This window comes from Paraburkholderia sp. EG287B, from assembly GCF_040965595.1.
In the GTDB taxonomy this organism is placed as follows: Bacteria; Pseudomonadota; Gammaproteobacteria; order Burkholderiales; family Burkholderiaceae; genus Paraburkholderia.
In genome coordinates, this window is sequence record NZ_JBFRCG010000016.1 from 199,240 (window position 1) to 224,852 (window position 25,613).

25 protein-coding genes are annotated in these 25,613 nt (G+C 63.4%); 9 read left to right on the forward strand and 16 right to left on the reverse strand.

Going from position 1 to position 25,613, the window contains the following annotated elements; translation table 11 throughout:
- Window positions 1-2 precede the first annotated feature (2 nt).
- The 5 genes from AB4Y40_RS28845 to AB4Y40_RS28865 all read left to right on the forward strand — a co-directional run bounded on the left by AB4Y40_RS28845 (window position 3) and on the right by AB4Y40_RS28865 (window position 3,992).
- Entirely contained in the window at window positions 3-1,424 is a 1,422-nt protein-coding gene (locus AB4Y40_RS28845) for a hypothetical protein (protein ID WP_368690750.1), read from the forward strand.
- Entirely contained in the window at window positions 1,421-2,191 is a 771-nt protein-coding gene (locus AB4Y40_RS28850; RefSeq protein WP_368690751.1) for a hypothetical protein, read from the forward strand. The genes AB4Y40_RS28845 and AB4Y40_RS28850 overlap by 4 nt, the downstream gene beginning before the upstream one ends.
- Before the next feature lie 358 nt (window positions 2,192-2,549).
- Window positions 2,550-3,170, forward strand: a complete 621-nt coding sequence (locus AB4Y40_RS28855; protein WP_368690752.1) for a hypothetical protein — start codon at window positions 2,550-2,552, stop codon at window positions 3,168-3,170.
- A 91-nt stretch (window positions 3,171-3,261) separates the two neighbouring features.
- Window positions 3,262-3,549 carry a PAAR domain-containing protein gene (locus tag AB4Y40_RS28860; RefSeq protein ID WP_368690753.1) on the forward strand — a complete coding sequence of 96 codons (288 nt, stop codon included), beginning with the start codon at window positions 3,262-3,264 and terminating at the stop codon, window positions 3,547-3,549.
- Window positions 3,550-3,638: 89 nt separating this feature from the next.
- Window positions 3,639-3,992 (forward strand): hypothetical protein, encoded by a 354-nt coding sequence (locus AB4Y40_RS28865; protein WP_368690754.1) that lies wholly within the window; start codon window positions 3,639-3,641, stop codon window positions 3,990-3,992.
- Between the two features lie 26 nt (window positions 3,993-4,018).
- On the opposite strand, the gene AB4Y40_RS28870 is transcribed toward AB4Y40_RS28865, so the two are convergent.
- The 4 genes from AB4Y40_RS28870 to AB4Y40_RS28885 all read right to left on the reverse strand — a co-directional run bounded on the left by AB4Y40_RS28870 (window position 4,019) and on the right by AB4Y40_RS28885 (window position 10,806).
- The gene (locus AB4Y40_RS28870) at window positions 4,019-4,966 is read right to left on the reverse strand and encodes an OmpA family protein (RefSeq protein WP_368690755.1); all 948 of its coding nucleotides are present in this window, start codon (window positions 4,964-4,966) and stop codon (window positions 4,019-4,021) included.
- Window positions 4,950-5,960: a type VI secretion system-associated protein TagF gene (tagF, locus tag AB4Y40_RS28875; protein ID WP_342948813.1), complete on the reverse strand. Its 1,011-nt coding sequence runs from the start codon at window positions 5,958-5,960 to the stop codon at window positions 4,950-4,952. Before tagF ends, AB4Y40_RS28870 begins: the two co-directional genes overlap by 17 nt.
- Window positions 5,957-9,817, reverse strand: coding sequence for a type VI secretion system membrane subunit TssM (tssM, locus tag AB4Y40_RS28880; protein WP_368690756.1), 3,861 nt, complete (start codon window positions 9,815-9,817; stop codon window positions 5,957-5,959). The genes tagF and tssM overlap by 4 nt, the downstream gene beginning before the upstream one ends.
- A 131-nt stretch (window positions 9,818-9,948) precedes the next feature.
- A complete protein-coding gene (locus AB4Y40_RS28885) occupies window positions 9,949-10,806 on the reverse strand; it encodes a M15 family metallopeptidase (RefSeq protein WP_368690757.1) in 858 nt (285 codons plus the stop codon).
- A 144-nt stretch (window positions 10,807-10,950) separates the two neighbouring features.
- On the opposite strand from AB4Y40_RS28885, the gene AB4Y40_RS28890 reads away from it, so the two are divergent.
- Window positions 10,951-11,868, forward strand: a complete 918-nt coding sequence (locus AB4Y40_RS28890; RefSeq protein ID WP_368690758.1) for a hypothetical protein — start codon at window positions 10,951-10,953, stop codon at window positions 11,866-11,868.
- Window positions 11,869-11,910: 42 nt separating this feature from the next.
- On the opposite strand, the gene AB4Y40_RS28895 is transcribed toward AB4Y40_RS28890, so the two are convergent.
- From AB4Y40_RS28895 to AB4Y40_RS28905, 3 genes are all read right to left on the reverse strand, one after another.
- A complete protein-coding gene (locus AB4Y40_RS28895) occupies window positions 11,911-13,356 on the reverse strand; it encodes a 3-deoxy-D-arabino-heptulosonate 7-phosphate synthase (RefSeq protein ID WP_368690759.1) in 1,446 nt (481 codons plus the stop codon).
- 64 nt (window positions 13,357-13,420) lie between these two features.
- Window positions 13,421-13,948 (reverse strand): DUF6496 domain-containing protein, encoded by a 528-nt coding sequence (locus AB4Y40_RS28900; protein ID WP_368690760.1) that lies wholly within the window; start codon window positions 13,946-13,948, stop codon window positions 13,421-13,423.
- 79 nt (window positions 13,949-14,027) lie between these two features.
- Window positions 14,028-14,939 carry a LysR family transcriptional regulator gene (locus AB4Y40_RS28905; RefSeq protein ID WP_368690761.1) on the reverse strand — a complete coding sequence of 304 codons (912 nt, stop codon included), beginning with the start codon at window positions 14,937-14,939 and terminating at the stop codon, window positions 14,028-14,030.
- 121 nt (window positions 14,940-15,060) lie between these two features.
- On the opposite strand from AB4Y40_RS28905, the gene AB4Y40_RS28910 reads away from it, so the two are divergent.
- A complete protein-coding gene (locus AB4Y40_RS28910; protein ID WP_368690762.1) occupies window positions 15,061-15,999 on the forward strand; it encodes an alpha/beta hydrolase fold domain-containing protein in 939 nt (312 codons plus the stop codon).
- Window positions 16,000-16,006: 7 nt separating this feature from the next.
- Here the strand turns inward: AB4Y40_RS28910 and AB4Y40_RS28915 are convergent, their stop codons facing one another.
- The 6 genes from AB4Y40_RS28915 to AB4Y40_RS28940 all read right to left on the reverse strand — a co-directional run bounded on the left by AB4Y40_RS28915 (window position 16,007) and on the right by AB4Y40_RS28940 (window position 20,494).
- Window positions 16,007-17,554, reverse strand: coding sequence for a transporter substrate-binding domain-containing protein (locus AB4Y40_RS28915; RefSeq protein ID WP_368690763.1), 1,548 nt, complete (start codon window positions 17,552-17,554; stop codon window positions 16,007-16,009).
- A 94-nt stretch (window positions 17,555-17,648) separates the two neighbouring features.
- A complete protein-coding gene (locus tag AB4Y40_RS28920; protein WP_368690764.1) occupies window positions 17,649-18,029 on the reverse strand; it encodes a hypothetical protein in 381 nt (126 codons plus the stop codon).
- 109 nt (window positions 18,030-18,138) lie between these two features.
- Window positions 18,139-18,540 (reverse strand): hypothetical protein, encoded by a 402-nt coding sequence (locus AB4Y40_RS28925; protein WP_368690765.1) that lies wholly within the window; start codon window positions 18,538-18,540, stop codon window positions 18,139-18,141.
- A 113-nt stretch (window positions 18,541-18,653) separates the two neighbouring features.
- Window positions 18,654-18,917, reverse strand: coding sequence for a pentapeptide MXKDX repeat protein (locus tag AB4Y40_RS28930; protein WP_368690766.1), 264 nt, complete (start codon window positions 18,915-18,917; stop codon window positions 18,654-18,656).
- Between the two features lie 105 nt (window positions 18,918-19,022).
- Window positions 19,023-19,799 (reverse strand): molybdopterin-dependent oxidoreductase, encoded by a 777-nt coding sequence (locus tag AB4Y40_RS28935; RefSeq protein WP_368690767.1) that lies wholly within the window; start codon window positions 19,797-19,799, stop codon window positions 19,023-19,025.
- Between the two features lie 56 nt (window positions 19,800-19,855).
- Entirely contained in the window at window positions 19,856-20,494 is a 639-nt protein-coding gene (locus AB4Y40_RS28940) for a cytochrome b/b6 domain-containing protein (protein WP_368690768.1), read from the reverse strand.
- Window positions 20,495-20,911: 417 nt separating this feature from the next.
- Between AB4Y40_RS28940 and AB4Y40_RS28945 the strand changes: the two genes are divergently transcribed.
- Complete coding sequence (locus AB4Y40_RS28945) at window positions 20,912-21,457, forward strand: sigma-70 family RNA polymerase sigma factor (RefSeq protein ID WP_324159364.1); 546 nt, start codon at window positions 20,912-20,914, stop codon at window positions 21,455-21,457.
- Entirely contained in the window at window positions 21,454-22,095 is a 642-nt protein-coding gene (locus AB4Y40_RS28950; protein ID WP_368690769.1) for a DUF1109 domain-containing protein, read from the forward strand. Before AB4Y40_RS28945 ends, AB4Y40_RS28950 begins: the two co-directional genes overlap by 4 nt.
- 33 nt (window positions 22,096-22,128) lie before the next feature.
- Here AB4Y40_RS28950 and AB4Y40_RS28955 read toward each other — a convergent pair whose 3' ends face one another.
- The 3 genes from AB4Y40_RS28955 to AB4Y40_RS28965 all read right to left on the reverse strand — a co-directional run bounded on the left by AB4Y40_RS28955 (window position 22,129) and on the right by AB4Y40_RS28965 (window position 25,523).
- Window positions 22,129-23,436 carry a chloride channel protein gene (locus tag AB4Y40_RS28955; RefSeq protein ID WP_368690770.1) on the reverse strand — a complete coding sequence of 436 codons (1,308 nt, stop codon included), beginning with the start codon at window positions 23,434-23,436 and terminating at the stop codon, window positions 22,129-22,131.
- A gap of 128 nt (window positions 23,437-23,564) precedes the next feature.
- Window positions 23,565-24,311, reverse strand: coding sequence for an SDR family NAD(P)-dependent oxidoreductase (locus tag AB4Y40_RS28960; RefSeq protein ID WP_368690820.1), 747 nt, complete (start codon window positions 24,309-24,311; stop codon window positions 23,565-23,567).
- Between the two features lie 216 nt (window positions 24,312-24,527).
- Entirely contained in the window at window positions 24,528-25,523 is a 996-nt protein-coding gene (locus AB4Y40_RS28965; RefSeq protein ID WP_368690771.1) for an aldo/keto reductase, read from the reverse strand.
- Window positions 25,524-25,613 lie beyond the last annotated feature (90 nt).

The window sequence follows — 25,613 nt, forward strand, 5'->3', positions numbered from 1 at the left end:
ATATGGGCGAACGTCCACTGGTGCAGCATACAGCCTGTATCGACCTTCCCGGGGAACCTGTCAACTGTTGGGCCGAAACAGACTTGACCGTGCTTTTGCGCAAGCATCGTGACGTGATTTTCGATATCGAATTAAAAAAAGGCGCTACATATTCGGTTGAAGCCACGCAGGACTGGATGTACGACGTCAAGAAGAAAAAGCGTGTGCAGAAAGGCCAGTTCCAGGACGGAGAGCGGTACCACCTGTGGGTGGGGAGAGATTTCAAGGGTGAACTGGTACTGAGCATGAACGGCACCGTGCTCCATCGCTATTCGCTTGCGGCTCTCAATCTGCGGGGCGAAAGTAGCGATCCCAAGGTCAAGCCGGCGCCGCTGATCTTGACACTTGGTAATCAGCCCGGCTCGAAAACGCAGGCTCAATTTACAGGCGGTCTACAACAGGGTATGAGCCTATTTGCAAAGCCGAATACGTTAGTTTGTCGCAATACAAACGGCGAATTGCCTGGGGCGGCGTGGTGGGGTGGGATGATCCCGCTCGACTTCGGGGAGCAGGCGCACGTTAGCACAACTGCGTCGATGCCGGCTGCTTTGCAGGCGCATGCGGAAGAAGACACGGTTGTTCACGTCTTTGAGGTGAGTTTGTCAAACGCGCCAGCGGAGATCGTCGCGTTTGCGGAAAACGGTGGTGAAGACACGGCGCTTGACACAAACAAGATCGTCACACGCAATTGGCTATTGGGGCAACTGGCCGGAGGAACGTCGTTTGTGAAGGATAACTTTGGGGAGTTGCGAGACCTCTGGAACCGTAGCTTCCGCGTGATGCAAATCGTGCATCCGAAGGCGGGAGCAAAGACGTATGTCGTATTCCGTGGCAATGCTGGGTTACGAAAAGTGATTACTGGCACCCGGTATGGTGCGAAAAGCTCGAAGATTCTCGCGATTACGGCAGGTACGGGGACATTCGAATCGGCGACGGCGGCGGCATGGGAGGCCAGTAAGGGTGCATTCAAACGTGCGACCGGAATTGCGCTGGTGTTCACGATTGCACTCGATGCTGCCGAGTGGTACCACGACTATTCGAAGGTTGGCCCGGATGGAAAGCACTCGAAGGACTTGTACGATCTATTTGCAAAGGTCGGCGTCGACCTCGTGGCAGCCGGCATCACCGCGGCTGTTTCGACAGCACTGGTGGGTGCTGTGACGACGGCGTTACTGTCCGCGGGTTTGATTGCCAGCGCACCCGTATGGGCGGTGGCCGCCGCTGCAATCGGCGTAGCGGTGGCGGTAGGATATTTGATCAATCTGGCCGATAATGAATTTCACATTACGCACTGGGTTGCCGAAAAGTTACGCCACGCAGCTAAAGCTCTGGAAGAAAGCTACCCGAAAGATTACAACGGATATCCTATGATGTTCATGCCATGACTACAACCACGACTCAATCGAACCATATTCTGTGGAACTTGGTGAAGAAGACAATTCCGCTGACGCTGTTCGTCAATGTCGTTTCGATCGCCGTCGCCTATGGCTTTTACGCGCTGGCGTTTCGTGTGTCACTAGCGCCTTTCTGGCTGGCTACGGCGATGTTGATAGTTGCCGTTGTGGGACCATGCGTCATTGTTTTGATCGACAGAGATCAATCGAGGCTCGTTTCGCTGGGACTCGCGAATGCGATCATGGTGGCGGCGTTTTACTTCTTCTTTGGCATCGTTTGCTTCTTTTTCTACTTTCTGTTCGCCCCGATGCCTCTGTATGCAAAGGCCGGCGGTCTCGCGCTCGGCATCACTCTGACCGGCTACTGGATGGCATTTACAGCCCGGGATGTCAATAAGGCGCTAGCGACCTCGCGCTTCGTTCATCAGGCCTTTGAGGACAAAGGGAGTGTCTTGCAGTATCGGCTGCAAAGTATCGCCAAGCTGGAGGCAGTGCTGAGTTCACGCAGCCCGTCTGGAAAGGTTCACATGTACCTGGTGCTGCTGATTGCGCCTCTTTCGCTCGTGATCGCGCGAATTCTGACTCCAGTTTTCGGTGCGCACGGCCCGATCCTGCTGGTCGCCCTGATTCTATTTCCCGTTTCGCAGTGGATTGCCGCAATCGGCGTGAGGCAGTATATCGTGATGATACGTTTGCCCAGAAAGCTGGAGCGCACGCAAGGGAAATTGGTCGTCGTTGTTAGTGATGACGTTCACTAATATGACCCGACGTCGAAACGGGGTGAACCGTGCCACGTTACCGGATACTTCATTGCGACAAGACCACCGCGAACGGAACGGGAGTCGCGACGCCAACCACGATCCAATCTGGAGGTCGTGACATTCCACACGATAGCGATGATGGGCGGCGGCGGCCGGCATGCAATACCGCGGGCGAAGGCGACCGCGACGGTCTGCGCCAAGTGATATCCGCGACAGACGGCCGGGACGCGGCACCCAAGGATTCGGTGTGGCACATGGTGAGAAGAGTCACACCGATGAGCCTGCTATTGCCTCTGCTAGGTACTGGCGTTTCATACGCCGCCTATGCCGATGACCTGTCAGTCTCTGGATGGCCATGGAAAATCGCGATGCTTGTCACTTTGACGTGTTTTTTCTCGCCCTTCATGATCTACATGATGTACCGCCGCACGAACTTGCTGTGGGTGTGTGTGGGCTGGTGCAGTCGATTGGCATATTTGCGGTCTACTTCTTTTTCGGAATTTTTGCGTACTTTTACTATTTCATCTTTGCGCCCCTGCAGCCGCTGGTTAAATGGCCGGGGCTTCTGGGTGGCATCGCGTTGACGTTTTACTGGCTGGCCAGTATCAAACGAAGCGTCCTTCATACGATCACGGCGACTCCTTTCGTCGAGCGGGCTTTTATCGAACAGCAATCCTGCCTCGGCTTCCGGATACAGCCTGGAATGACGCTGTTCGACCAACTCCACAGCGAGCGTTTGCCGTTTCCGAAGATTTATTACTGGATCGTCTCCGGTGTTGCACCGTTTTATCTTATTTTAAGTCGGGTGCTGAGTGCCAGTTTCGGAACGAACGGTGTCCTGTTTTTTCTGGCGGTGTTGGGCATGCCAGTGTCCTTGTGGCTTGGGGGGGGGCTGGTTCGCGTCTATGTCGTCATGGTCTTCCTACCGAGACAACTTGAGAAGGAACGCGGAAAGCCGGTGTTGGTGGCCGGGTAGCGAACCCCGGAAAGCAGTCCGACATCAAATTTGATGTGACGTACCTGATGACCGACGTGGCCATCTTGCAACGCTGAAGGCACTAAAAACCATGCAACGCTTCCTGATACTCAACGGCGACAAAACTACCGCGAACGGAACAGTGGTCGCTATGTCAACCACAATTCAACTTGAAGGCCATGACGTCGCTCACGAAGGCGATGATGTGCAATGCCCCGCATGCAACACCACGGGCAAAATCAAATGCGATGGACCGCGTCAGGTGATGACCGCGCGCGATGGACGACATGCGGCATTGAGCGATGACCTCTGTATTTGCAAATGCGATCCGCCGCCGAAGCTTGTGGCATCGCAGCAGTCCATGTCCGTCGATGCATGATGTATGACGCTGCGTTCAACACCTTAACCCGCCGCTTGCTCGTCGGTTTGCTGTCCGTATTGCCGCTCGCCGCTTGCTCGGAGCGGCCGATGAACATCGACGTCTCAATCTACAACTACTGGCCCCGCGCGATCTACGATGTCGCGGTCAACGGTCAATACGCAGGTGGTGCTTATATGGCCTATCACCCAGGCGGTGCGGGTGGCTCGACCGTCTGCTGCGTGAATGTGAAGCCTGGCCCGATTTCGATCGATTATTCGCTGGGCGGGCCAGAGGGCGCCCCAAGATTAGGCGAAAGAATTCATGCAACCGCCGTCTTGCGGGAATTGCCGGGAGACTCCAGAGTACTCACGATGCATGTGTATCCAAATGAAACCGCCGTGGCTGAAGCATCCAAAGAATACGTCGATGAACGTCCAGCGCCGGAAGAGAAAAGACAGTGAGTTCGCCTTCCCGTCTCCCGGCCCCCCTACAACCCCGCCCGAAACTCAATCCGCCGATTCCTTGCCCGCCCATCACTCGTATCATTCGAAGCAATCGGCTGATCAGGACCCACACCCGTCGCAGTCATCTGCTGCGGCGAGATCCCCTTGCCGACGAGATAACCCTTGACAGCATCGGCGCGCGCCTGGCTCAGCGCAATATTCGACGTGCGATTGCCCGCATTGTCCGTATGCCCAATGATCGCCACAGTACGCGTATTCATCTTCACGAGCACTGCGGCCATCTGATCGAGAATCGCGCGGCCTTGCGGCGTGAGCGTCGCGCTGCCCGTTTCGAACTCGATCGTGCGATTCGCGAGCGTCTGATCTAGCAGGCCCTGCTCGGACGCACTCACACGCAACCCATTGCGAATCGTATAGGTCGGATTGAGCGCGGTGGCCATGTCGCTCGCGATCTGCTGGCGCGCGGCCTCGTTGCCGACCTCGCCGCGCACGTCGATTTGCGTGCCGTCGATCCTCAGCTGTCCTTTGTGGATCTGCTTGAGCTGCGCGTTGAGCAGCTTCTGCACGTTGTCCGACCAGTTGGGCGGCGTCGCAACGTCGCCCACTTCGATCTGATCCACGACGTTCCCCGCGCCATAGGTCTCGCGCAGGCGCGCGAGCACGGCCGCGTGCGTGGCTTCGTCGGGTACCTTGCCGCCTGCCACGACCTGACCGGGCACCGTATCGACGGGCGCTGGCGTGGACGTGGCGGTCGAGGGAGGCACAGTGGCAGCAGTAGAGGCCGTCGGGTTCGCCGCAGGAAGCTCAGTCGTGCTGACCTGCGCGCCGCTGTTGTTCCCGGGCGTGACGCGAGCAGGGCTCGCATCGTCGGCCCACGCGTTCGCGCCAGCGAACCCGAACACGCCAGCCGCGAGCGCCGCAACCACCGCAGTACGCACAGGAATCCGCGCCCGTTTATCCGCGCCGCGCATGCCCAGCCTCCCCAACGAACGCTTCCTGGAACGTGTCGATCGCAAGACGCAGCGACAGTTGCGGCTGATCGAGGTAGCTGACGAGTTTGCTGATGCCATGGTCGCTTTGTGCGTGACCGTCGATCCATTCGGGATCGTCGATATCGATGTTGTGGGCGGCGTAGGTTTGCGGATCGACCACGCTGTGCAGGGTTCGGGCCGAGGCGCCGTTGAAGCCGACGATGAGCCGCTCGCGCTGCGCGATGGTGCCGATGAAGATGGCGAGTTCGAAGTCCGCCTTCGAAACGAACGGCGCGATCAGCTCCAGCCAGAATGCGGCCACGAGGCTGCGGTAGAACGGGTCGACCGGCAGCGGCAGCGTGAGGCCGCGCTCCAGATGCGAGGAGCCGCTCGTCATCACGGGCCGCAGCAGCGAGCCGAGCGCGAGCATCGCGCCGCGCAGGCGCACGGGGTGGCCGCTCGCGAGCAGCATCCGCTCGAGGCCTTCGAGCGTCTGGTGTTCGACGAAGTCATTGAAGGTGCCGTCGTGCGGGTTGCCCACGCCGCCCACATCTACGGGCACCTGGGTTTCGCCGAGCGCGTGCAGCGCGCCCGCCGGCTCGCTCGTGCCAAGGAGCGGCTGCATTTGCTGGGCCGCGCGCGACCACAGCCGCGCGAAGGCGAGCGGGCTGCGCGCGAGAAAGGCGAGCGGCTGCTCGACTTCGAGCGCGGTGGCCGCGAGAAACGGAAAGCGCCGCGATGACTGGTCCTGGCTCGCCACCATGTGCCCGGCGATCGCGAGTTTGCTTTGCGAGCCGAGAAACGCGAAGTGCATAGGCTGCGCTTCGGCATAGACGATCTTCCAGCGCGGGTCGTCGGCGAGCAGTTCCATCGCTTGGGCGATCCAGCGGTCCAGTGTCTGCAGCAGCTGCGGATTGTGCGCACTCTTGACGAAGTCGCCGCGCGACGGAATCTTGCCGAAGTACGCGATCTGCGCCTGAACGGACTGCGTCATTGCGCGGTTCCTCCTGTCTGAGTGGCGGCCGCCGATGTTGTCACGGCAGCCACGGCGGCGGGCGACGCACTCACGCCGGCCGCAGGGTTGGCAGCCGCACTGTTCATCGTCCCGACGCTTGCAATCGAAGAGGGCAGTTGCACGCCGCTCAAGCCTTGCTGCTGCGGCGCGTTACTGCTCGCAGCCGTGGGCTGCGAGGTGCTGACGATGCGCATGCTCACCGACACGGTCACGCTGCCTTGCGTCCACGAAAGGTCGAACGTGCCATCCGGATGGCGCGTGCGCTGCGCCGAGTTGATGAGTTTCTCCAGGCCGTAACGTCCCGGCTCGTTGACGAACTGGATCGTGCGACCGTCGAACGTGGTGGCCGAGAGCGTCGCGCCCGGCGCGCCCTGCGGATTGGGCCAGACGAAGTTCGTCCACTGCGGCGGCGTGTTGCGGTAGCGCATTTGCTGGCCGTCGATCGCAATCGTGTACTCGGTCGTGCCGCTCGAAGGCTGCGGCAGGATCTGGAACACGGTCTGCGGTTCGGACGATCCTTGTCCCGCGCCCGCCGCGCCGCCCGCGAGCGGCGCCACCCAGCGCGCGAAGCCGTTCGTGAAGTCGGGCGTGAGCGTGAGGCCCATGTCGCCCCAGGTTCGTGCGGAGAGCGTGTCGCCGCGGCGCACGGCGAGTGGTCCGAGCGTCGTGCCGACGAACTTCGAGATCGCACCCTCCGGCCCGAACATCTGGGCGATTTCGCTTGCGCCGGCCTCGATCTTCGCGCTGCCCGCAAACGGGTACTTGTTCGCGAGCGAGGCCTGGAACGGTTGGTACACCTGTGCATTCCATACCTTGTTCACTTCCACGCTCGCGGGCTGGATCACCACGGCGTAGGCCTGCATGAGCGGGCGCACGAGGAGCGGACGCAGGGCCTTCTTCTGCGCGTCGGTCAAGCCGGTGAGCATCTGCTCGTCGACGAGCTTGAGCGAATCGGAAAGTTCGGAGCCGTTGCCGTCCAGCGTCTGTTGCATGAGCTGACGTGCGCCCGGTCCCGGGTCGCCCTGATTCTTGATGACGTTCAGACGCGTGCGCACCTTCGAGAGCGAATCCATGTAGCCGCCGAGCAGCGACGCGTTGTCGTGCGTCACGACCATGCGGCCCAGACCCGCGAATGCCTGGCCGATCGGACCCATCGAGGGCTCGACCGGATTGCCGTTGAGGTCGAGATTGGCCGTGGCAGTGTTGCCCGACATGCGCGAGAACCACTGCTTGACCCAGCCCGTCACGCCGCTTTCCGCGCGCTTGATGCTCACGCTCGCGAGCGACGGGTTGTCCCATGAGGTCTGGTCGTACGCGGTTTCGAGGATCTTGCGGATCGGCGAATCCTGCGGGTCGCCCAGGCGATTCATCGCATCGACGGCCTGGCCGAACGTGCCGAAGTCCTGCACGGCAATGCCCTGCATGAACTTCTGCCAGTTCTGCGCGTACTCGGTCTTGTACATCGACACCAGCGCCTTCTGGATCTGCTCGGGGCTGCCTTCGAGCGTGAGGTCGTCTTGCGCGGAGGTGTTGAGCACCCAGTCCTTCGCTTGCAGTTCCTTCGTCGCGGCGTCGCGGATCGCGGGCTGCACGTACTGGAACCACGCCTCGCGCGTGAAGGTGCCGGAAATCGCATAACTGCCCGCAATCAGCGAGGTATTCGTGTCGCCGACGATGCGCGCCACCGTCATGGGCGCGAAGCGCGTGGAGGCGCGCGCCTTGATCTCCTCGTACACGCGCTGACGCGCCGGCATGCCGCGCACCACGTGGCGCAGGTTTTCGCGCGTCTGGTCGACGAGCGCGAGGTTCGCGTCGATCATCGGCCAGTCGTCGTCGGATACGCGCGCGAGGTAGAACGTGATCATGCGCTCGGCGCTCTTGATCATCTCGTCGCGAGGCATGTTGCCGCGATTCGTTTCGAGCCAGCCGCGCCAGAAGCGCGCGATCTGGTCGGTCAGGTGCGCGGCCTCGACGTGACGCTTGTCGGAGAGCATCAGGTAGGTCTTGAGCGCGTTATAGGCGTCTTCGACGCTCGTGGGCGAGGCCGCGCTATAGAGGCCGCCCTGGCTGCTGCCCGCCATCGCCGTGTGCGCGGAGACGGGGATCGCACCCGAATCGGGCGTATGCGACATCGGCGCGAGCAGTTCGGGATGCGCGTCCACGTCCTTGAGGAACGAGGCGAGATTCTGCGAGACGGGCGTCAGCATGATCTGCCGTACGCCGCTGTAATACTCCTCGAGCAGATGCTGTTCGAGCCGGTCGCCCTGGTAGAGTCCGAGCGAAACGGCGAGCGGGCGGTCGCGGCGGAACTGCTCGAGCTGCTCGATGCGGTCTTCGAGAATGTCCATGGCCTGCAGGCGCGACTGCAGGTCGTTGCGGTTCTGCTGAAGGCGCTCGACGTTGTCGAGGTCGGCCTGCACGTTCGCCACGAGCTGCTGGTTGCCGATGGTCGACCACGTCCAGCCGCCCAGCGCGAGCGCGAGCACCGCGACGAAGCCGAAGAACGTGGCATAGCGCAGACGCGTCTTGGCGGGGCTCGCGAACTGCTTCACCGTTTGCCGGTCCGCGAAGATCACTTTCGAAAACAGATCGCGCAGGAAGAAGCCGTTTTTGGAGAACGCGCTATGCGGCTTGGGCAGCCCCTCGGCGGAGAGCACGAAGCGGTTGGCAATGCGCTGCGCGGCGGCGCTGCTGGTTTCGCCTTCCTGCAGTGCGCTCGTGAAATAGAAGCCGCGGAAGATCGGCTTGTACTGGAACGGGTTGTTCTCGAACAGCGTGGCGAGGAACGCGCGCAACGCCGGCTTGATCGCCGAGAATTCGAGCGGGAAGCTCAGTTGCCCGGGCGAAAGCTGCTTGCCGCGGCTGAGTGACATCTGCGCGATGCTGATTTCCTTGAGGCCTTCGTAAAGCTCTTCGAAGCGCTCGTCGAACAGCGCGACGATATCGCGCTTCTCGTCCGGCTCGTAGGGCAGGGTGGCGCCCCACACGCGGTCGTACTCCTGGCGGTCGTTGCTGCTGAAGAATTCGGTGAAGCCGGTAATCAGGTCGGCCTTCGTGAACATCACGTACACGGGCGCGAACACTTCGAGCTTCTCGGTCAGTTCCTGCACGCGCTGGCGCAGATTCTTCGCGAGGTTGATGGCGAACTCGGGGCGGTTGCCCGTGAGTTCCGCGATGCTCGCTGTGACGATGATGCCGTTGATCGGCGCCTTCGGACGATGGCGCTTGAGGAGGCCGAGAAAGCCGAGCCATTCGCTGCGGTCTTCCTCGTGGACGGAATAGCGGCCCGCCGTGTCGAGCAGGATGCCTTCGGTCGTGAAGAACCAGTCGCAGTTGCGCGTGCCGCCAATGCCGTGCACCACGGCGTCGTGCTTGTCGGCGAAAGGGAACTGCAGGCCCGAGTTCAGCACGGCGCTGCTCTTGCCGGCCGCCGGATTGCCGATGACGATGTACCACGGCAACTCATACAGCGCTGAGCCGCCCGAAAGCTGGCCGATCTTCGAGGTCTTGATGGTCTTGACGGCGTCGACGAGCCGCGTGCGCAGCGTGTCCAGCTCCGCCTGCCTGGCGGGCGCGGCTGCCGGCGCCGCGGCGTTGTCGGTCTGCGCCTGCTGCTCCAGCATGTCGCCGAGCTTGCGGTTCGCGCGCCGCACGCGCGCGCGGCGCCAGAGCCAGAACACGAGCCAGAGCACGAACAGCGCGCCGAGAACGGCAGCGGGCCAGACGGGACTGATTTGCAGTGCATCGGCCGCGATGAACAATGCGGCCGCGAGCGCTATCACGCCGACGACAGAGAGCGTGCGCGTGTTTGTCAACACGTTGAAGAAGCGTTGCATAAGCCGTTCAGGTCCTGGTGCCTTGGGTGCTGTTTGTCGTGGTGTGCGGTGTCGTCACGCAGCAAGAGGTTTTGCCGCACGGCAGAATGAATGAACGCCCCATAAACTCCCCATTTTTTTTCCGCTGCGCCTCATTTAACAATTACCGGCGCGCGACCCAGAACGAAGCCGGGTTTGTGATATTCGACGTGGCCCAGATCCATCAATTTCCAGCGTCCGCCCCAGGTCAGGCCAACCTGCTCGGCCACCTGGCCGTATAACTGATAACCCCGCATCGCCCAGGGATCTTTTTCTGAAATGACAAGCTTGCCGTCACGCAGAAATGCGTTATCGGCCGCGAGTCCATATTGGTGATAGCTTTGGAAAGCTGCCGCATTTGTCACATTACCGCCTAATTGCGCCAGCCGGTTTTGCCGCTCGGGGCTGCGGTAACCCTCCAGTAGTGCCATTTCATAACCGTATTGCTCGCGCATGATTTTGTAGACGAGCAATAGCCGCGTGCGGAAATCGGCGTCCAGCAGATTCCAGTCGCGGCTTGCGTCGTGCAGCGCGGGCCGCACCTGCTCGACCTCCTTCGTGGCGAATACCTCGGGAGGCAGCGGCGGCGGTGGAACCAGCTGCTCGCCATTCAGCAAGGCAGCGATTTTTTCGTCCGGCACCCGGGGCGTGTCATCGTATTGAAATAACAGGTGACCGCGCAATGTAATGGCAATGAGCGGCGGCGTCGCAAGAATACCTGCGGTAATGAAAATCAGCAAGCGCCGCCTGATGAGTATATTTTTCATATCGGCCATTCTCGAATGAGAAAATTTTGCCGACTTAAAGAACTGACTCCGGGCGTGAGTGGCACTCGCTGAAGCGCGGCGCATAATCAAATTATGCAATTCGAATATTGTGCTGAAAAGCGCTGCACGTACGGCGGGCAGCAGCAATAGTGCGGCCAGTGGTACGGCAATGGCAAAATAGGCGACGAGAGCAATGGCGACCAAAAGCGAACCCGCGGAGTGGCAATTGTTTTTTGTAATGCTTGATTTTAGAATCAGCGCTGCCCGAAGTCGGGCCGCCCCGTATTATTGCGGTGAAACAGGCTCAATTCAATGAGCACAATGAGCACGATTCCAACGAGACAGTGAATGAGTGCGCCGGACAACTCTACCCCCAAGGCTGCCCCCAGCCTCCTCGCCGACACGCCTGCCAGCGTGCCGGGCGCACAGCCGGGCGGCTCGCGCATCCTCGCGAATCTCGAGGGCCGCGTCGTGCCGCCAGCTACGCCGCCCGGCACAGGCCGGCGCTCGCGCGCGCCGATGCTGATTGGCGCGCTGGTTCTGATCAGCGCTGCCGGTTTCGGCGCCTGGCACGTGGCCCAGCGTAGCGCGCCGGCGAACGCCGGGACGCAGGCGGCTGCCGGGACAGTGACCCCAACAGTTGCCCCCGCAGGCGCTGCGCCAGCCGTTGCAAACGCGGCGAGCGCGCCTGATACGGCGTCGGCTTCGCACGCCGCCACCATCGTGAGCGACGACGAAAGCGCCGACAACGCGAAGCCCGCACCCGACGCCGTTGCGTCCGCAACGGTACCCGACGATGGCCGGCTTTCGCGTGCGTTGGCCAATGGCGCGCGCGATGCCGGAGCGAGCGCGCCGGCAGGCGGCGCCGCGCCGCTGGCGAGCATGTCCGCAGACGCGAATCACAAGCATCCGGCCAGGGGCGCAGAATCCCGCCACGAAGCGAAAAGCGCCGCGCATGCAGGCAACGCCAGGACGGAAGCCCTGGCGAAGAAGCGGCACGATGGGCGTCCAGGCGGCCAGAAGGACGATTCCGATGTCGACCTGCTAGCCGTGCTCGTTGCCCGCACGAAGCCGGGCGATGGCAAGGACGCGTCCGCGCACGCGTCGAAGCCGGCGGCAAGCAAGCTCACGCTCGCGCAGCAAGTCAAGGCGTGCGGAGAACAGGGCTTTTTCGAGGATCAGCTTTGCCGCTGGCGCGTCTGCGACGGGCATTGGGGCAAGGATCCGGCGTGCCCCGCGGCGGCGCGCGCAAGCACGGAGCATTGAGGCGTCAGCGCGCCTCTCTCGAACGAACGCACGCACACGTCATTAAGGGCGTTCGTTCGCCGTGTACTGTGAACACCCCGGTGAACACCCCGTTGCATCGCGAATCGTGGCCATCAGGTCTTCGGGGTGGACCATCAATTCGCGCACGAGACGCAGCATCGAATACTGATCGAGCACGGCATGCCAACGCGGCGATTGCGTGAGGTGCTGCCAGACGGCAGCCAGTATTTCCGGATCTGCACGGTGCCCGTCCCACTGGGCGCTGGCGTATGCGAGGCTCGCCGGTGCGGACAAAAGCTGCATGCGGCTCGCGGCGTTGAGCATTCGCGAAGCGCCGTTGACGGGCGCATCGCAGCAATAGAGTACGGCGTTCAGCAAACCGGACTCGTCGATGCCTTGTGCGCGTAGCGAGGCGCCGTGCAGTCGTACCGGCCCCTGCTGGGTTTCGAACGTATACACGATGTTTTCTTCGGCGTGCGCGAGCAGGCGCAAACCGCGCATGAGCCGCGGGAGGTCGGTCGTCGCGGACTCGACGGATGCCTTCGCTTCAACGAGCAGGCGCACGTTCCAGACGGGCACGATATCGAAGGTCTTCGCGTGCAGCCGCTCCAGCAGGACCACGTCCCATTCCGTTTTGGCGCGCTCGTGCGTGCCCGGTATCGAGGCCGGAACGCGCATTGAACTCACGACACGGTACGCGTGCGGGTTCTCCTGCGCGGCGTTGAGCCTTTGAGCCAGAGTTTCGAGGGCTTGTACGGCCAGCGCTTCGACAGCCGCGCCGCGCCGCTGCGACGCCCGGCCTTGCGCCACGGCTGCCGGCGTACCCGGCCGCGGACCATATGCATCGAGCAATGATACGTACTGCTGCACAAGTGGATCGGGCGCCAGGGCTTCGATCCGGCACAAGCGCGCAAGCGCCGGACTGTCCCGCAGATCCGCCAGCGCGGGCTCGAAGTCCGAGCCCTTCGCAAGCTCCGGCAAGGCGAGGACGTTTAGCACCGTTTCGTGAAGTCCCGCGTAATGGGCCTCGTGGTGCGCCAGAGACGCGGACGCATGCAGCCGCGCAAGGGCTTCGCGCTGCCAGGCTTGCAGGGCGCGCTGCTGTTTGGCTGGATGCGCAATCGCATTGACGGCCGCATGGATCTGCCGGCGGTCCTGATCGGCCTGTGCCGAAAGCGACGCAAATTCGCGCACCTGCGGGGCGCGGTGCCGCAGCACCATGGCCTGAAATGCGCGGTCTCCGGAATCGGCGTGCATGGCCTCGGTGATCATGGCCGCGAGCGCGTCGGTGAAACGCGGCTTCAGCGTCGCGTCCGGCGCTCGGCCATGCGCGATGGCTTCTCGCGCCTGTTCGATGACGCGTGCCAGCGCCGTCGCCGGATTGGCGTCTCCAGGCGGCAGCGCCGAAGCCGCGGCCTCTAGCGGCAAGCGATAACGGCGTGGGACGTCGCGAAGGATCTGTTCGAGCAGCAGAGCGGGTGAGGACATCGGCGGTTGTGCAGCATGCGCGTGCGGGGCGATGAGGAACATAGTCTCATAACCCCGCGCCCCGCTAGTGGCGGGTGTGTTGCGCACGTGCGGCGCGTGTCTTCGCTGCCTTTTTTGCCGCGGCGGAGCGGCCCGCTGCGCCCTTGGTCTGCGCAGCCTTCTTCGCCGCCGCCGAGCGGCTTGCCACGGGGCGGCGCGCCGCCGCGCTCTTCGCCTGCTTCGACACGGCCTGTGGCGACGCGCCCGCCCGGCTTTCGCCCTTGAGCACTTGCGTCGTCGTGCGCGAGCGTTTGGCCTTCGATTCCGTGCTCGCGCGGGCCGTTTTCTCGCCGTGGCCCGCCGCGCTATCCTTGGCGGCCTTCTTGCGTGTCGCTTCGCTGGTCTTGCCGGGCGCCGGCGGTTTCAGGTCCACACCGGCGCGCCGTGCCTTCGAAAGGCCGATTGCGACGGCCTGCTTCGCAGAACGCACGCCATGCTTGCCTTCGCGTACGCGATCGAATTCCTCCTTCACGAATTCGCCGGCCTGGGTACTTGCGGATTTCCCCGCGCGCTTGTCAGCGCGCGCACGCTCGATCGTTTTCTTCTCGGGCATTTTGGCTCTCCTTGATGAGTGACCCTCTCATCCCAGCAAGCACCGTTCCGCACAGGCGCGCGAAGACCACGCAAAGTCATCAGACCGCCACGAAAGCCGGGCGCGGATCGGCCGCGAGCATTTCGGCAACGAAGTCGAGAAACACGCGAGTCTTGTTCGGCAGCCGCCTGCCCGATGGATGCACCCCATGGATCGGCAATGGCGGCGGCGCAAAATCCTCCAGCACGCTGACGACCTCGCCGCTCGCCATCTCCGCGGCGAAGAGCCAGGCGGGCGCCTGAACCAGGCCCATATGGGCCAGGACGGCCGCGCGAATCTGCTCCGCGTCGCCAGTGCGGAAATTGCCGGACGGAACCTGCAGACCCGATCCTTCGACGTTCCCGAAACGCCATGGCCGCGGCTCGTGCAGGGGCGCGAAAACGACACAGGCATGCCGTTCGATTTCGTGTGGCCGTTCGGGGCGCCCGTGCTTTTCGAGGTATTGCGGCGTTGCGACGACAACGACCGGACTCGAGGCCAGATGCCTCGAAATCATCGAGGAGTCGGCGAGCGGTCCGCTCTTGATCGAAAGATCGAAACCTTCCTCGACGAGATTGACGATTCGCTCCGTTGCGGAAAGGTCCACGGACACCTGCGGATAGCGGGAGAAAAACGCCGGCAGGTGCGGCACGACATACAGCCGCCCAAAGACTGGCGGCACGGTGACGCGGATCAGCCCGCCCGGAGACAGCTGGCCATGCCCGACGGAGGACTCGAGATCGGTGAAGTCGCCAATGATGCGCAAGCCCGCTTCGTAGACCGTTTGACCGGTCTCGGTAAGCGTCATGCTGCGCGAGGTGCGCCGCACCAGCTGAGCGCCAAGATAGCGCTCGAGCGACGCAAGCTGCTTGCTGACTGCAGGCTGACCCACGCCGATGTCGCGCGCCGCCGCGGCGAAACTCCCGCTTTCGACGATGCGAATGAAAAGCTTGAGCGCGTCGAGCCGGTCCATTGCTTCTTCTCCAAAACTTCCTGAGTGGAATGGATTCTATTCCATTTGGCCTTCTTCCATGGTGTAGATGGAATCGATATCGTCATGCCCATCGACAACGCATTCACGCAACGACGGAGCCATGATGAGCATCGGACAACGCGCAAACCTGATCGAAGTGCGGCACAGCCTCAGCGATGACGACCGCGAGGCGGCGAGGGCCTCGATCGAGCGCACGCAACGGCATTTCAACGAATTCCATGGCACGATGCGCGAGGCGTACGACGCCATGACCGCGCAGACGCCGGTGGCGGAGGGCGTCGGCATGGAGCGCATCGCGAACGCGGACGTGCGAGGGTGGTGGATTCGGCCGCGCGCCGCGCCTGCCCATCGCGCGATCCTGTTCCTGCACGGCGGGGCCTTTGTGCTCGGGTCTGCCAGGGGGTATCGCGGGTTCGCGAGCCAGATCGCGGTGCGCGCCGGCGTGGACACGTTCGTGCTCGACTATCCGCTTGCGCCCGAGCATCCGTTTCCCGCGGCGCACGATGCCGTGCTCGCCGCGCTGCGATGGCTGGCGCACGGCGGCATACGCGAAGTCGCCCTGGTTGGCGACTCCGCAGGCGGGGGCCTTGCACTGGCGGCTCTGGGTGTCGAGGAGCGGCGCACGTTGAACGTCGCGAGCGTGGCCGCTTTCTCGCCGTGGGTCGATCTGGGGTTGACGGGGCCGTCGTTTCACAGCGATGCGACGAGGGATGCCGTCCTGACGCGGCCTGTGCTCGCCAATGCCGCCGCGACGTACCTGGGCGCTTCCGATCCCGCGGATGGACGCGCGTCGCCGCTGCATGCCATTCCCGGGCGCCTGCCGCCCATCGCGCTCCAGGTGGGCACGGACGAGCTGCTGTTCGACGACGCGCGCCGTTACGCGGCGGCCGCGGCGGAGCAGGGCAACGAGGTCCAGCTGGAAATCTACGAAGGACTGCACCACGTCTTCCAGCGATCGACCCACGAGCTGTCGAGTGCGCGGTATGCGCTGGACGAGATCGCGAGATTCATCTCGCGGTGCTGGACGCCTGACACGTAAGTCTGCCTCAGCCCTGCTTGCGCACCTGCCCGATGGCGCGTTCGCGTGCCGCCTGCGCCTGTTGTACGAGCCGGTAGGCGGCGTAGTACTTGTAGATATTGCGCACGTAGGTGGTCGTCTCGATCCCGATCTTCTCGCCGGCCACGATCTCGACGTTGTTGAACCACTTGTCGGGCGAGAGCCCTCGGGCGGCCGCCTCCTTGCGCATCTTCGCGATCCTGGCCGGACCCGCGTTGTAGCTCGCAAACGCAAACAGGGCGCGGTCCGAGTCGGAAAAGTGCGCATCCGGGAAGTAGCGGGACATCAGGAGGTCCAGGTATTTCGCGCCGGCGTGGATGTTCGATTCCGTCACGCGGATGTCACCGACGGCCAGCTCCCTGCCGGTCGCCGGCATGAGCTGCATGATGCCGATCGCGCCAACGTGGCTGCGGGCGCTCTGATCGAGCTGCGATTCCTGGAACCCCTGCGCGGCGAGCATCAATGGATCGAAGTGATATTGCGCGCCGTACTTTTCGAAGAGACCGACCGTTTGCGTGAAGCGCTTCAGTTCGGCGTCCTCGGTATTGCTGGTGATCTGCTTGACGCGCTGCAGTTCCTGCTGCAAACGCACTTCCGCCACGCTCTGCTTTTTCACGTAGCCAACGTAGAAATCGGTGATGGCCTGCTGGAGTTTCGGACTCTGCTTGCGGATCGCCCAGCCGATATAGCCGGCGTCACGCACGGCCATGTCGTCGTGCACTACGATGCCCGGCAGCACCTGCGCCCAGAATTTTGCCTTCCAGTCGTCGACGACGAGAATCTGGACCAGCCCGACATTGAGCATCTCCATGGCGTCCTCGTCCTCCAGCGCATCGGGCAGCAATACCAGCTTCATCGGCGGCTTGCCGTCTTTTTTGAAGCGCGCGTTCAGGGCGGTCAGACTCTCGAAGTAGCTGCTGCTCGCGCGCACGTGCACGGTCTTGCCGCTCAGGTCGTCGAGTTTGGTGAGCGCGGGCGACTTCGGACCGGTGACGACCAGCTCCCGGACCGGCTTGCGGTCGCGCGGCGCGACGAAGTCGACCTGCTTGAGCCGCGTTTCCGTGGCGGTGAGATTGCCGGCGGCGATGTCCCCTTTCCCGGCCAGCAGAGCGGGAAGGAGCTGGTCGCGCGTCGTCGGGATGATCACGAGCGTCAAGGGACGCTTGCCGAGGCTGCTCTGGTACGTCTTGTTCAGGTAACGCTCGAAGTCGCGCATGAGCCCGGCGGTCAGCCCTCGCTCATGACCGAGCTCGTTGAAATAGAGCGTCCTGCTGTATGGCACCAGCACGCGGATCAGCCTGCGGTCGAGCATGGCATCGAAATCGCCGAACTTCGGCTGGATGGCGAGGTTGAGCCGGCGCGTGGTGGTGGGCGTGGGGGCCGCGGGGGGCGATGGCGCACTGGCTGGCGCAGCCGCCGCGGCCTGTGATGCCGCGGCTGGCGCCGGCGTTCCCTGGACCGCGAGGCAGCCTGTCGGCCGGCCGGCAATAGTCATCCCGAAAGCCAGGATGATCAGCAACGTATGAACAATGCGCATGGTGCCAGGGCCGAGTGTGACGCGCCCTCCCATCATGTCACAACCGCACGATCTGGCTATGGGCCCATGGTCCTATAGCGAAAACGAACAGCCGCTACTTTGCCGATGTCATGACGTCACAGCCGCCGTGCGTGCCAGTGCCTTTCAGGGTGAGCGTAAGCCGGCTGCCCCGGTTCGCCGTGATGATCTGCCCATAGCTCACCGTGGGAATGAACTGGATATCCGGTGCGACCGCGACAGGGGGATTCCTTGCGCCGTCGACGGTCAAGTCGAGTTCCACGGTGACCGTGTCGATTGCGACGCCCATATCCTGCTTGCGCTCGGCCTGTTCCTTCCTGAAATTGCACAGGCCCGTGAGAACCTGCTCGAGAGCGGTCGGAATATCAACCGGCTTGCCCGGTGGGATCGGCGGCGTGTTGCAGCCGACGATCGTGAATGGCAAAGCGCAAAGGACCACGTATCGGCAAGCGCGCATTGGGTTCCCCTTCGATGAGCCAAAGGACGGCTTTGTCGAAGAGTGCCATGCGTGGGTGCGCAGTCAATCGGACCTATGGCCTATGCGGAAGCCCGCTTCGCCTCGTGAATCACCCGGTCAGGCGCGTCCATAGCGTTCGTATGCGGCGCGCGCGCTCGTCAAACAGATACGACGCTGCGAGCGCGATCAGGCCAGCGACGACCCCCGTCGCAATGTGTTCGAGAACATGAATGCGATAGTGACTCGTGTGTGCGTAGGCATCGCCGATGATGGTCAGGCAGCCCACCAGCAGCGCGTTGCCATAGCGATTCGCGTACCACTTCGTTGCTGGCGTGAAGGTGAGAAGCACCGCCAGCGCGCCGGTGAACAGTCCTGTTTTGAATGCGATGGTCCAATGGGGCAGGCTCATGATGTTGCCCCAGCTCCCCGGCATGCAGGTCATGCATGCGCTGGTTGGCTGCCAGAAGCGCTGAACGAATAATTTCAGGCGGCGTTGCCATTCGCTTCCCATCACATACTCCCGGTGCAGGGTGTGCGGCCCCGCGGAAATCGTGCATCGCTTGCGCATTGTGCCGGGGCGCTGCGCTCCTGGCGCAAGCTACGCCGGGAGCGCGTTACGACGGTTCAATGCGCCATGGCGCCCGATGCCGGGTGATCCATGCCCATGGCGTCGTGCTTCATCGGCTTTTTCATCTGATCATGGCTCATCGCGCCGCCTTTGCTCATTGTATCGTGCGACATGGCGCCTTTATCCATGGTGTCCTTCTGCATCGAGTCCTTCGACATGGCGTCGTTCGACATCGCGCCGCTAGCCTGCGCGAATGCCCCCGCGCTCATGCTCAACAGGGCGGCCGAGATGGCGATGGCTGCGAATCGGATCGTGTTCATTTGCATTGCTCCTTGCTGGGTGGAAAAAACCGTTGCCCCTTTTGCGGGCGGAAGTGAAATGGAGCCGTCGCATGAAGTGGCGTATCAGGCGGCGGCAGGAAGACGTCACGAACCGCCGAACCAGTTGTAGCCCTGGTCGACCCAGTAGCCGCCTGGATACGTATTCGTGACGAAAATCTCGACGATGTGCTTCGGGTTCTTGTAGCCGAGCTTCGTCGGCATGCGCAGCTTCATCGGATAGCCGTATTTCGCCGGCAGGCGCTCGCCGTCGTAGTCGAAAGCGAGCAAGGTCTGGGGATGCAGCGCCGTCGCCATGTCGATGCTTTCGTAGTAGTTGTCGGCGCAGCGAAAGCCCACGTATTTTGCGGTGAGATCCGCATCGACCCGGCGCAGGAAATGCGCGAATGGCGTGCCGCCCCAGCGGCCTATCGCGCTCCAGCCTTCGACACAGATATGCCGCGTGATCTGCTCGGCGTGCGGCAGCGCGTACAACTCGGGCAGCGTCCAGACGCGCTGGCCCTTGACGAGCCCGCTGAGCCTGAGCCGATAGTCGCCGCCATCGACCACGGGCGCCTCGCTCTCGCTATAGAACGCGTTGAAGGGGAAGGGCCGCGTGATCTGGGCTTCGGTGTAGGTGGGCGCGAGCCGGGTTGGGTCGAACAGCCATGCCTGCACGCGATCGTTGAGCCGGGAAACGGCGCTGAGGAACGTGTTGACCGAGGCGTCGTCGGTGATCGTGCAGCCGGTCAGCAGCGAAAGACCGCCGAGCGTGAGCATGCGCTTGCCGAACAGGCGCCGTGACGGCATGTCGAGTTCGCGCCGTGCATCGGCAAGAATCGCCGCGCGGTCGATTGCGATGATCTTGCGGTCTTGCGTGTTCATCTGGAATCCTTATCGATATCGAAGGATAGTGACTCGAATGGCATCGGTCGGCCTGTTCAGCGTCCGCGCAGCATGGTGAGCAGCGAGCGCGGCACGAGCGCGACCATCGTCACGTGAACGAGCACGAACGCCGCAAGCACGGACATCGCGCAAAAGTGCACGACGCGCGCGCGGTCGTATCCGCCCATCAACTCGCGCAGCAGCGGAAACTGCACCGACTTCCAGATCGCAAGGCCCGACAGCACGAGGACGACGAGGTCGGCGATCGCAACGAGATAGGCGAGTTTCTGCACGGCGTTGTACTGGCTCAGGTCGGCGTGCGAGAGCCGGCCCGTGAGCGCGGCGCGCAGGTCGTGCAGCACGGCGCGCGGGCTCAGCGGGAAGAACTTCGTGCGCCAGCGGCCGGTGGCGAGATTCATGGCGAGATAGAAGAGGCCGTTGAAAAACAGCAGCCACATTGCCGCGAAATGCCATTGCAGTGCGCCACCGAGCCAGCCGCCGAGGGTGACCGAGGTGGGAATGACGAAGCCCGCGAACACGGGAGATGCATCGTAAATGCGCCAGCCGGAGAACATCATGACCAGCGCCGCGAGCGCGTTGAGCCAATGCGTGACGCGCAGCCAGAGCGGCTGGATGGCGCGCGGGCGGCGCACGCTGGCGGCAAGTGCGGGCGATTCACCGATCGACGTGTGCATGGCGATTCCTGGTTAGCGCAGAGTTGACAGTGAATTCGCTGTGGCGCGCGTGCCGGTTACATCGCGTCGAGAATAAATTCGCGCGCCCGGGGCGGCTAAAAATAAGTCGCCGAGGCTGTAACCCAACGGGCATGGCGAACGAACTACCCGCAACGGGCGCACGCTCGCGTTACGCGAAAGAGGCCGAAGGTGGGTTTGACCAGCACATGGGCGGCGATGACGGAAGGGGCGACGCCCGGCGCGCGCGCCGGGGCAGCGCATGCCGTTGCGGGGCGCGAAGCGTTCGGCTACGCTCACGCGAACGGACGCGAAAGCGGCGGCGTTCGTAATCAGTTTGAAAGCTCGCCATTGCAAGACCCGGCGAGCACCATGCCCGCAAGCCCGATAACCATTCGTCGCGACCATCCAGGACGACCTTTGCACTCCGCGGAAACCCGTCTCAAAGCGCTTTTCGTCAGCGGCCTGGAAGGCGACGCGCAAGCGTATCGCGACTTCCTCGAGGAACTCACGCGCCATTTGCGCGGCTACCTGCGCCGCCGCATCCCGCAGTTGCGCGACGACGTCGAGGACCTCGTGCAGGAGATCCTGCTGGCGGTTCACAACGCGCGTCACACATGGCGCCCCGACGAACCACTCACGGCCTGGGTGCACGCGATCGCCCGCTACAAGCTGATGGACTTTTTCCGCTCGCGCGCACGCCGCGACGTGCTCAACGACCCGCTCGAAGATCACACCGATCTCTTCGCCGCGCCCGACGACGAACCCGCGCAGGCGCGCCGCGATATCGGCAAGCTGCTCGAGCAGTTGCCCGACAAGCAGCGCCTGCCGATCGTCCACGTGAAGCTCGAAGGGCTTTCGGTCGTGGAAACGGCGAAGCTCACGGGACTCTCCGAATCGGCGGTCAAAGTGGGCATTCATCGCGGGTTGAAGGCGCTTGCCGCGCGCATCAGGGGAGCGCGATGAAAACCGACGATCTGATCAACCTGCTCGCCGCCGGCGATGCGCGCGTGGACCGCAAGGCGGTGCTGCGCCGCTTCGCGCGGGCGCTGGCGCTCGGTTTTGCGGGCTCGGTCGTGCTGATGAGCGTGGTGTTCGGCGTGCGGCACGATCTCATGAGTGTCATGCACACGCCGATCTTCTGGGCGAAGGTCGCGTTCCCGTTGTGCGTCGCGGCCGCTGCGGCGCTCGCGGTCAGCCGCCTCGGGCGGCCGGGCCGGCGCGGCGGCTATGCGTGGGCGCTGGTGGCGCTGCCGTTCGTCGCCGTGCTGGCGGGCGCATGGCTCGCGCTGGCCGACGCGGCATCCGCGCAGCGCATGCCGCTCGTGATGGGCCTCACATGGCGCACGTGCCCGTTCAATATCGTGCTGCTTTCGGTGCCCACGTTTGCGGCCGTGTTCTGGGCCGTGCGCGGTCTCGCGCCCACCCGCCTGCGCGCGGCGGGCGCGGCAGCCGGGCTCTTTGCGAGTGCGCTCGCGACCATTGCGTATTGCCTGCATTGCCCGGAGATGAGCCCGGCGTTCTGGAGCGTCTGGTACGTGATCGGCATGTTGCTGCCCGCCGGCATTGGCGCGTGGCTGGGGCCGCGGCTGCTGCGCTGGTAGCGGCGCGTGCCGGTCAACTGACGTGAGCGCGCTTCACTGCTTCAGGAAGCGTTGCGCCAGGGCTTCGTACAGCGGCGGAGCGAATAGCCTGGAAACCTGGCTCGACACGAGCGCCGTCGCCATCAACGAGATCACGAGCGCATGCCCGTCGATCATTTCGATGACGATGACGAATGCCGTAATCGGGCTCTGCGTGACGGCGGCCAGATAACCGACCATGCCGAGCGCGATCAGCATCGGCAACTGCATCTGCCCGAACACCATGTGCAGGGCATTGCCGATGCCGGCGCCGATCGCCAGCGACGGCGCAAAGAGGCCGCCCGGCGTGCCCGGCAGATACGAGCCCACCATCGAGGCCATTTTCAGCACGGGATACGCGACGCCGAGCTGCGAATGACCCTCGAGCATGCCGCGCGCTTCCGCATAGCCGCTGCCGAACAGATTGCCGCCGCTCGCCACGCCGATTACGGCGATGAACAATCCGCACACGGCACCGAACGCCACGGGCTGTTCCTTTCGGAGAACCAATAAACGGGCGGGCATCCATCGCTCGGTGTTGAGCAGCAGCCAGCAGAACACGCCGCCCGCGAGGCCGGTAATCACGCCGACCAGAATGACGGCGACCGCGAGCAGATCGGGCAGATGACTGCCGATGGCGATGGTGCCGAAGTAGACATAGTTGCCTTGGAGCGCGAGTGAGACGATGCCCGAAAAGATGATCGCCGCGATGATCACGCCACTCGTTCGCGCCTCGAAGCTGCGCGTGAGTTCCTCGATGGCGAAGACCACGCCCGCGAGCGGCGCATTGAACGCGGCAGAAAGGCCTGCGGCGGAGCCCGCGAGCGCGAGCTTGTATTCGAGGCCAACCCCATACATGCTGCGCAGCCGCGCCGGATAGAAGCGCCGGAGGCTGTACATCAGCGCGGCGCCCACGTGGATGGTCGGCCCTTCGCGGCCGATCGTGAATCCGCCGACAATGGCGAGGAACGACAGGGCGATCTTGCCGATCAGGATGCGCAGCGTGAGCAGGCGCGGGCCGAATTTGCGCACGTCGTGCAGCGTTGCGATGACCTGCGGGATGCCGCTGCCCTCGGAACCCGGAAACCAGCGGCGCGTGGCCCAGACGCAGAATGCGCCGATCGCCGGCGTGATGACGAGTGGCAGCCACCGGTTGTGGCCTGTCATCTGCACAAAGAGCGAGTAACCGAAGTCGACGAGCCGCGCATACACGACCGCGACGAGCCCGGTCGCGATGGCGCCGAGCCAGAACACGCCGAAATACAGCCAGCGTCGCCGGCTGCGCAGGATCGTGCGGCTGTCTACAAGGTCGGAGACTCGCATGAAGCGGCTGGGCCAAACCCCTCGTTCCGAAGCGTTGCCGGTCGTGCCGCCGCCAGGGCGACATGACCGGTCTTCGGGAGAGTAGCACGCACGCGTTTTTTCGCGCCAGCCGGTTTCACCCACCCGCCTTAGCGCAGGCCCCCGCTGGCGACGATATGCTCGCCCGTCAACCATTTGGCGTCGTCCGATGCGAGGAATACGACGGCCGAGGCGATATCGTCCGGCTGGCCCAGGCGTCCGAGCGGCGTCTGGCTGACCGTATGGCTTTCGAAATCCGAGCCGATGACGCCGGCCGCGTGGGTGCCCTCTGTCTCGATCATGCCAGGATTGATCGCATTCACGCGGATCTTGCGCGGTCCCAGTTCGCGTGCGAGCACACCCGTGATCGCATCCACGGCGCCCTTCGTGCCGCTATAGACAGCCGTTGTCGGCGGCGTAACCGTCGTCGCGACCGAACTCACGTTGATGACGCTCGCACCCTCGCCAAGATGCTTCACGGCCGCCTGCGTGGTGAGCAGCACGCCGAGCACGTTCGTGTCGAACTGCTTGCGGTATTGCGCCTCCGTGAGCTCTTCGATCGGCGCGAACTCGTAGACGCCGGAGTTGTTGACGAGGATGTCGAGACGACCGTAAGTTTCGACGGCCGTGCCGATGATGCCTTGCGCGTCGGCCGCTTTCGACACGTCGCCGCCAACGGCGACCGCCTTGCCGCCAGCCGCGGCAATCGCGCTCACGATCGCATCGGCGCCCGCCTTGCTGCTCGCGTAGTTCACGACCACCGAAGCGCCTTCGGCCGCGAGGGCCTTGGCAATCGCGGCGCCAATGCCTTTCGACGCGCCCGTGACGACCGCCACCTTGCCTGCAAGTTTGCCCATCATGTTCTCCTTACCGTAAGTCGCAGCATCGAATGGAACCGGCGTCTAGACTCGTATGAAGCCATCAGCCGGCGATCACCACGAATCTAAAGGTCCGCGCCGCCGCGATAAAGCGGCCCGGCGCGAATTGACTGGCAGGATCAGCCGAACAATCGGGGCGCAGCAAAATGGAGTAAGCGGGCGCAGAAATTCCAGCGGCCTCGACCGCAAGGGCTTTTACCAGCGCTGGTGGACGTGAGGCGCGATCAGGCGTTCGTAAACGTCCCGCACGCGTTGCATCGCCGCGCCGGAGAGCGGCGCGAGGTTCGCCGCCGAGACGTTCGCCGCCGCCTGGGCCGCGTTCTTGCTGCCCGGAATGATGACGGAGACGGCGTCCTCCATGAGTATCCAGCGCAGGGCGAGCTGTGCCATCGAGGCGTCCCCGGTTACCAGGCCGCGCAGTTCATCGACCGCCTTCAAGGCGACGTCGTACGGCACGCCCGAGAACGTTTCGCCCACGTCGAATGCCTCGCCATGGCGATTGAACGCACGGTGGTCGTCTGCCGCGAAAGCGGAATCGGCGGACAATTTGCCGGTGAGCATGCCGCTGGCGAGCGGCACTCGCGCAATGACCGCAACGTTTTTCCTGAGCGCCTCGCGGAAAAACAGCTCGGCAGGACGTTGACGGAACATGTTGTAGATGATCTGCACCGAAACCACGTTGGGATATTCGATCGCCTTCAGCGCTTCCTCCACCTTTTCGACCGAAACGCCGTAAAAGCGGATTTTGCCGGCGGCGACAAAGCTGTCCATCGCGTCGAACACCTCGGGGCGGTAATAGACCTCCGTCGGCGGGCAGTGCAGTTGCACGAGGTCGAGCGTGTCCACGCCCAGGTTCGCGAGACTCCGGTCGATGAAGCCTTCGAGTTCGCGTTTGTTCAGATAGCCGCTGGTCACATGCGGGTCGAGCCGGCGTCCGAGCTTCGTCGCCACGATGGGACGTTCGCCGCCGCGTTCGCGCAGCACGTCCCGGATGATGCGCTCCGAGCGGCCGTCGCCGTAGACGTCGGCGGTGTCGATGAACGTGACGCCGTGATCGAGCGCGGCGTTCAGCGCGGCTTTGGCGTCGTCTTCGCCGACGCTGCCCCACGAGCCGCCGATTGCCCATGCACCAAAGCCGATTTCGGACACATTCCAGCCGGTCCGCCCAAATTTTCTCTTCGAAAGCGTCATTTGCGTGCTCCTCCTGGGGTTTGCGCAGTTGTCTCGCAGGCGTTGCAATTGCCTCTGCGCCCGTAGTGTAGCTGGCTGTTTGCCGCGCTG